Genomic DNA, 7122 nt, shown 5'->3' with positions numbered 1-7122 from the left:
CCCCCCCCCCCCCCCCCCCCCCCCCCCCCCCCCCCCCCCCCCCCCCCCCCCCCCCCCCCCCCCCCCCCCCCCCCCCCCCCACCTCTGTTTCACCTTTTTTATCCGGATGACCAAAGGGCGCTGCTGGGGGCAAATGCTCCGTCCCTATTAACACAAAACTATTTCCGGCATATCTTTAAATTCTTCTGGAATTTGATCACTTAAAATATTTCTTCCTTTTAATTCCGAAAAAGTGACAGAGCTTATCACATTATACTTTGAATAATCTCCCAGGACATATACTCTTTTGCATTGATTCATTGCTGTTTTCTTCACAAGTGCTTCATTAATATCAGGTGTTGTAAAACCATGCACTTTGCTTATTCCATTTGTACCAAAAAATCCTTTTGTAAAATGATAATTTTTAAGTGCCATCACAGCTTCACTTCCAATAATCGCTTCTGTAGAGCTTTTTAATTCTCCACCGATCATGAAAACACGTACTCCTTCTGCCGCAAGTCTCTGTGCATGTGCAACTGCATTTGTCACAAATGTTGCACTTCTTTCCTCAAGATATTCAATCATGTATCCTGTTGTGGTTCCTGCGTCCAAATACACAAAATCTTTTGGTTCAATCAAGGACGCTGCATATTTCGCTATTCTCTTTTTCTCTTCTATCTGAACTTCTGTCTTTTGTGCTACTGTAGGCTCTGATGACAAAACTGAATCTTCCAGTGCGATGGCACCTCCAAAAACTTTCACAAGTCTACCAGCTTTATCAAGAGCTGTAATGTCTCTTCTTGCTGTCGATTCTGAAATATTCAATAATTCTGTTAATTCATTTACAGTTATGCTGCGTTTTTTCTCTAAAACTTCTAATATCAACGCATAACGCTGTTCTGATAGCATATGATCCTCCGATTCTTTTCCGGCTTCATGAAAAGTCTACTTTCGGTATTCTTTGTACTCCTTCACATTTGTCTCTCGCACAATTTTACGGATAGGTAAAATGTTTCCAGGAGATACCGACAGTTCATCAACTCCCATAACCAGAAATTCCTTTGTAAGTTCGCGATCTGCACCAAGTTCTCCGCAAATTCCTGCCCAAATACCAGCTTTATGTGCATTATTCACTACCATTGAGATCATCCGCAGTACTGCCGGATGATGGGGATCATAGAATTCATCAAGTGCTGTATTCTGCCTGTCTATCGCCAGTGTATACTGTGTCAGGTCATTCGTTCCAATACTAAAGAAATCCACTTCCTTTGCCAGTTGATCACTTATCATAACCGCTGCAGGAGTTTCAATCATAATTCCCTGCTCTGGCTCTCTATACTCAACACCTTTTTCTTCCAATTCAGCCTTCACCTGTGTAACAATATCCTTGATTCTTTGTATTTCTTTTACACTGGTTATCATAGGATACATGATTGCAATCTTCCCATACACACTGGCCCTGAAAAGTGCCCGAAGCTGTGTTTTGAATATTTCCGGACGTTTCAAACAAATTCGTATTGCTCGACATCCCATGGCTGGATTCTCTTCTTTTTCCATCTTAAAATAATCACATTGTTTATCTGCACCGATATCCAATGTCCGGATAATAACACGTTTTCCAGCCATAGTTTCTGCTACAGCCTTATATATTTGAAACTGCTCTTCTTCTGTCGGGTAATCCTCTCTCTCAAGATAAATAAATTCACTTCGAAATAGCCCAATTCCACCTGCATCATTCTGTAAAACTGTTGCCAGATCTTTTGTATTACCAATGTTAGCATATAACAGAATTTTTTGACCGTCAAGTGTGATATTCTCCTTACCCTTTAAGGTTTCAAGTAATTTCTTTTTCTCTAATTCGATCTTCTGAAACTCTTTCATTTTACCTAAAGTCACTTCATCCGGATCTACATAGATAATGCCGTTTGTGCCATCTACAATCCCAAGTTTTCCATTTACCGTATCATCTACCGGAAGCTTTGTTCCGACTAATGCCGGAATCCCCATCGTTCTGGCAAGTATTGCAGAATGTGAATTCAGCGAACCGTGCACGGTTACAAAAGACAACACTTTATCCTTATCAAGCTGTACTGTTTCGGACGGTGCCAGATCATCCGCAACGATAATTGAAGGTTCTTGAGATTCTACACCTTGAGATTCTTCACCTTGCAAAACAGTTAATAATCGTTCAGATATGTCTTTTACATCCGCCGCACGCTCTTTCATATAATCATCATCCATCGAAGAAAACATCCGGGCAAAATTATCTGCGGTCTGTGCTACTGCATATTCCGCATTGACTTTCTGCATTTGAATCATATTTTCTATGGATTCTGCATAATCATCATCTTCCAGCATCATCTGATGAATTTCAAAAATTGCCGCATTTGCCTCGCCGACTTCTCTCAATGCCTTGTCATATAATTCCTGAAGCTGCTGAATTGCAGTTGCTGTCGCTTCATGATAACGTTCTACTTCTTTTTCGACATTCTCTATTTTTAACCGCTTTACCTGTTGCTCTGCTTTACTATAAACACTAATTTTTCCTATGGCAATTCCGCCGAATACACTTTTCCCTTTATATATCTGCATCGTCCATATCTCCTCAATGCTATGGTTTACAGGTTCTCTTTCATAAATTTGCTAATTGATTCGTATGCAGCCTCTTCATCTGCGCCTTCAAACGTAATAGTTACTTCATTGTCTTTCTTAACCCCAAGTCCCATAATTCCAAATATTTTCTTACAATCACCGGTTTTTCCTTCTTTTGTAAGCTTAATACTACATTCAAACGCCTTTGCCGCCTTAACTAATTCTCCTGCCGGACGAGCATGGATTCCTTCTGCATCTGTGATCACATATTTAAATTCTTTCATATCTTTTCTCTTCTTTTCCCTGTGGGTATTCTTCAATATTCTTTTTTAATACACCAAGCAGTACGGTAGTACGGCTGTACCGACCACCAAAGCCAGAACATACATTAACGCGTTTCCAACTACCGGGAACACAAATATTCCACCATGAGGTGCCATAAGCGTACAGCCAAATGCCATAGAAAGTGATCCTGCAACTGCAGATCCTATAATGCAGGAAGGCAATACATGAATCGGATCTGATGCTGCATATGGAATCGCTCCTTCAGTAATAAATGCAAGTCCCATAATAATATTTGTAGGTCCTGCTTCTCTTTCTTCTTTTGTAAACTTCTTTTTAAATAAAAGCGTAGCTATTGCTATAGCGCAAGGAGGAATCATACCACCTATCATAACCACTGCCATAATATCATAGTTTCCGGCTGCAATTGCTGCTGTTCCAAATACATATGCAGCTTTATTGAACGGTCCCCCCATATCGATTGCCATCATTCCTCCCAGGATCATACCTAATATCACTTTACTGGTGCCACCCATACTTGTCAACCCATTGTTAAGTGCCATATTAATACCACCCATAACCGGTTCCACTACAAATAATGTAATCACACCTACAAGTAAAATACCTACTAACGGATAAATCAAAACCGGAGCTATTTTTTCCAAAGCCTCCGGTAATTTATCGCATATTTTCCGAAGTAAGATTATCGTATATCCAGCTACGAATCCTATCACAAGCGCACCAAGGAATCCGGATTTCCCGTTTGCAGCCATCAGTCCCCCGACAAATCCAAGTGCAAGTGCCGGTCTGTCTCCGATTGCCATAGCGATATATCCCGCCAATATCGGAAGCATAAATCCAAAAGCAATACCACCCAGATTCTTAAACCATGCAGCAAGCGGCGTAATCGTACCAAAATTAGCTCTTTCAACAATATCTAAGGTATTCATATCAACACAAATTCCATTGATTAAAAAAGCAATTGCAATTAGAATTCCTCCTCCCACAACAAACGGAAGCATATGAGAAACTCCATTCATCAATTGTGTATAAATCTGATGTCCAACACCACCACTGGTTTTCTTCGCTTTTGCCACCGATCTGGTTCCTGAAGCCGCATGGTAAATTGGTGCATTTCCTGCAATTGCTCTGTCAATCAGTTCTTCTGCTTTACTAATACCATCTGACACCTGACATTCAATTACTTTTTTCCCATCAAAACGCTCCATTGGAACCTGCGCATCCGCTGCGACAATATCAGGGTAACCGGCTCTCCATCCAAAGAATCAAAATCAACGCCGTCTCTCACCACCATAGCAGCAAGTCCCGGTTTTGTAACTGCATTACATTTTCCATGTGGGATAGCAATTCCCTCGCCAATCCCTGTTGTACTTTCTTCTTCTCTTAAGTAAACCTGCTTACGATAAGCCTCTGTATCAGCAATCTTGCCACTCTGAACCATCAGTTCCACAATCTGATCTAATGCCTCACTCTTATTTTTCGGTGCTGCATCCAGAGAAATACTTCTCTTATCCAATAATTCTGTAATTCTCATCTTCATTCCTCCTAACGATCACATACTTGTTGATAAACACGTTGGATTTCTTCTTTAGTTGCCAGTAAATCCGAAAAAGCACTTGCACTTCCAGCTGAAACGCCCATATGAAATGCATATTCATAATTCTGTTTCTCCATCCATCCCGCAACAAATCCTGCCACCATTGAGTCGCCTGCACCAACAGCATTTTTTAATACTCCTTTAGGTGCGGACGTAGCATAAATCTTTCCATTTTCCGCAGCCAAAACCGCTCCTTCGCCAGCCATAGATACTAATACGTTAGCAGCTCCCATTTCCTGAAGTCTTTTAGCATAAGGGATAACTTCCTCTCTTGTCTTTAATTCCACCTGAAATATCTCCCCCAATTCATGGTTATTCGGTTTCACCAAAAACGGATGGTATTCCAATACATTTAACAACAGCTCCCGAGTCGCATCCACGACACATGTAACCCCTCTTCCCTGAAGCTTATCCATGATTCTCCGGTAAATATCATCAGGCATCGTACTCGGAATACTTCCTGCTAAAATCAAGATGTCATCCTTCCCCAGAATATCCAGTTTCTTCATTAGTTGTTCAACCGCTTCTTCATTAATATCAGGACCAGATCCATTAATCTCCGTTCCATCAATCGATTTTAGCTTCAGATTAATTCTTGATATTCCATGATCAAGTTCAATAAAATCCGATTTTACTCCTGACAATTTCATACATCTGATAATCTCTTTACCAGTAAACCCGGCAACAAATCCCAATGCGGTATTCTCAATTCCGAGATTTCCAAGTACAGTTGATACATTGATTCCTTTTCCTCCCGGAAGAAGTAACTCAGAATTCGTACGATTGGTCAAACCCAATCTAAAATTGTCAACAGAAACAATGTAATCCAGCGATGGATTAAACGTAACCGTATAAATCATCTTTTTACCTCCTGTCTTTTTTATGATTGTATTATATCTTCATTTTCAGTCATAGTCAATCATACTAATCCGCAAACATTCAATTTCCGTTTTAGATATATTGCACAAATTTGATTTATTTTGATTATTTATGATTGTTTTGTCTTTTCTCCGTTTTCGCAGAAACAGAGGTGGGGACAGAAGCAGAGGTGGGGACAGCATCGCTACGATAATTCCGGTAATCATAACCCAAATAACCTGTACCGTCACAGAAGCATTCGGTACCGCAAACAGGAGTATTCCGGTAATCGGCAAGAGCACTGCCGACAAAAGCATCCATGGACGTGCTTTTCCTTCTTTTGTCTTTGTACGATCGATCAGCTGTCCCATTGCGATGTTTGTAACTGCATCAATTACTTTGGACAGAATCGGAAATACCATCAAGAATGCACCGCCCCAGACGCCTGTAAGCTTCAGTACATCCGCATAATAGACATTTAGATAAGATGCAAGTACTGCATTCAGCAAGAGTGCTCCTGCCGGTCCCACCAAATACCCCAACCATTTCTCACCTTTTGTCACATCTGCCGATTTGATCCGGCTGGCCGGAAGCCAATTCTTTTTTGTATCCCTCATTTTTATCTTCTCCTTATTTTATATAGCTTGCTATCATTATTTTCCCAGCATTGCTGCAATCCCCTTAAGATAGTGTCCATTAGCCATCTGAAGTAATCCCTTCGCAAGTGAATCATTCATTGTACCTCCACTGTTAATGATCGCTGCACGAAGCGGACAGTCCACCGCACAGATCAGTGTCATGCGATAAGACGGATTTGACATATCTTTTTTTCCGCCATAACTTTTTGCAATAATATTTTCCGTTACTTTATACTGAATCTTCATATCACTGTAGGCAAATGTGGTATAAGAAAGTCCATATCCAAATGGATAGCGTACCTCTTTATCTGCCTTGTCATAATAGCGGTATCCCACATAGATACCTTCCCGGTATTCTACATTTTTCTTTTCAAACGTCTCCCTTGAAGCCACATCCTGATAGGACAGCGGCCAGGTCTCTGTCAATTTTCCGGACGGAACTGCTTTTCCCGTCAGCAGATTATATGCCGCCTCTCCTCCTGCCTGACCGGGGAGTCCCATGTACAGAATTGCTTTCACTTTTTCTTCCCACGGAATCTCCATGGCACTCCCGCCAAGAAGAAGGACGACCGTATTGTCATTTACGGAAGAAACCGCTTCGATCATTCGGTTATGCCCCTTAGGAAACATCATATTCTCCCGGTCAAGAGCCTCCGATTCATAAGCATCCGGAAGTCCTGCAACGACCACAGCTATTTCATGCTTTGCAGCCGCTTCCTTTGCCGCTTTCAACGATTCCTCTGTCACATTTCCATCCGCGTCGCAACATGCCACGTATGGGATTTGCATTTTCCGCCAGTCATTGGATGCTAAAATTTCATCCCGATTATCGGAAATACTATGAAAATATCCATACCTGCTGCATGATGCTGAAAGACTACATGAGCAGTGACGACGGCCAGGAACTCCGGCTTCTCCTTCAGGATGCCTTCGACGGATACTGTGATTTCGAATCCAGCAGCTATGGTGAACTGGAAATTGCCGCTTCCTTCCAGGGAAGTGTCTATGCACTGCTGCAGCCGGAAGAGATAAAACAGTTTTTGTGTCATACGGGGACAGGTTCCGTGACTCATAAATGAGTCACGGAACCTGTCCCCTTGGTCAATCCATTTAGGGGTTGTTGTTTAGATGAATCACAGATATAATGAAAGTGTA

7 protein-coding genes and 1 pseudogene are annotated in these 7122 nt (G+C 41.6%); 1 reads left to right on the top strand and 7 read right to left on the bottom strand.

All coding sequences use genetic code 11. The features are described from left to right. Positions 1 to 147: 147 nt before the first annotated feature. The 7 genes and pseudogenes from ACTNA4_RS14040 to ACTNA4_RS14010 all read right to left on the bottom strand — a co-directional run bounded on the left by ACTNA4_RS14040 (position 148) and on the right by ACTNA4_RS14010 (position 6756). Positions 148 to 888: a DeoR/GlpR family DNA-binding transcription regulator gene (locus ACTNA4_RS14040; protein WP_441026823.1), complete on the bottom strand. Its 741-nt coding sequence runs from the start codon at positions 886 to 888 to the stop codon at positions 148 to 150. Between the two features lie 36 nt (positions 889 to 924). Continuing rightward, positions 925 to 2571 (bottom strand): phosphoenolpyruvate--protein phosphotransferase, encoded by a 1647-nt coding sequence (gene ptsP / locus ACTNA4_RS14035; RefSeq protein WP_441030644.1) that lies wholly within the window; start codon positions 2569 to 2571, stop codon positions 925 to 927. A gap of 26 nt (positions 2572 to 2597) precedes the next feature. After that, on the bottom strand, positions 2598 to 2855 hold the full coding sequence (locus tag ACTNA4_RS14030) for an HPr family phosphocarrier protein (RefSeq protein ID WP_427820896.1): 258 nt from the start codon (positions 2853 to 2855) through the stop codon (positions 2598 to 2600). Then, positions 2842 to 4408 (bottom strand): annotated as a pseudogene (locus tag ACTNA4_RS14025) (PTS fructose transporter subunit IIABC). Before ACTNA4_RS14025 ends, ACTNA4_RS14030 begins: the two are co-directional and overlap by 14 nt. An 11-nt stretch (positions 4409 to 4419) precedes the next feature. Further along, on the bottom strand, positions 4420 to 5331 hold the full coding sequence (pfkB, locus tag ACTNA4_RS14020) for a 1-phosphofructokinase (RefSeq protein ID WP_427820897.1): 912 nt from the start codon (positions 5329 to 5331) through the stop codon (positions 4420 to 4422). Positions 5332 to 5376: 45 nt separating this feature from the next. After that, positions 5377 to 5946, bottom strand: coding sequence for an MFS transporter (locus tag ACTNA4_RS14015; RefSeq protein WP_441030642.1), 570 nt, complete (start codon positions 5944 to 5946; stop codon positions 5377 to 5379). A gap of 36 nt (positions 5947 to 5982) precedes the next feature. After that, a complete protein-coding gene (locus tag ACTNA4_RS14010) occupies positions 5983 to 6756 on the bottom strand; it encodes a glycoside hydrolase family 3 protein (protein WP_441030640.1) in 774 nt (257 codons plus the stop codon). Between ACTNA4_RS14010 and ACTNA4_RS14005 the strand changes: the two genes are divergently transcribed. Next, positions 6744 to 7046, top strand: coding sequence for a hypothetical protein (locus ACTNA4_RS14005; protein ID WP_441030638.1), 303 nt, complete (start codon positions 6744 to 6746; stop codon positions 7044 to 7046). The two genes, ACTNA4_RS14010 and ACTNA4_RS14005, sit on opposite strands and share 13 nt — an antisense overlap. Positions 7047 to 7122 lie beyond the last annotated feature (76 nt).

It is taken from the genome of Bariatricus sp. HCP28S3_A7, from assembly GCF_052066375.1.
Taxonomy (GTDB): domain Bacteria; phylum Bacillota; class Clostridia; order Lachnospirales; family Lachnospiraceae; genus Allocoprococcus.
This window is presented reverse-complemented; position numbering and strand designations above follow the sequence as displayed.

Coding starts and splice junctions, on each gene's coding strand:
- ptsP (WP_441030644.1), bottom strand. CDS start 2,571: ATGCAGATATATAAAGGGAAAAGTGTATTCGGCGGAATTGCCATAGGA.
- ACTNA4_RS14040 (WP_441026823.1), bottom strand. CDS start 888: ATGCTATCAGAACAGCGTTATGCGTTGATATTAGAAGTTTTAGAGAAA.
- ACTNA4_RS14015 (WP_441030642.1), bottom strand. CDS start 5,946: ATGAGGGATACAAAAAAGAATTGGCTTCCGGCCAGCCGGATCAAATCG.
- ACTNA4_RS14010 (WP_441030640.1), bottom strand. CDS start 6,756: ATGCAAATCCCATACGTGGCATGTTGCGACGCGGATGGAAATGTGACA.
- pfkB (WP_427820897.1), bottom strand. CDS start 5,331: ATGATTTATACGGTTACGTTTAATCCATCGCTGGATTACATTGTTTCT.
- ACTNA4_RS14005 (WP_441030638.1), top strand. CDS start 6,744: ATGGGATTTGCATTTTCCGCCAGTCATTGGATGCTAAAATTTCATCCC.
- ACTNA4_RS14030 (WP_427820896.1), bottom strand. CDS start 2,855: ATGAAAGAATTTAAATATGTGATCACAGATGCAGAAGGAATCCATGCT.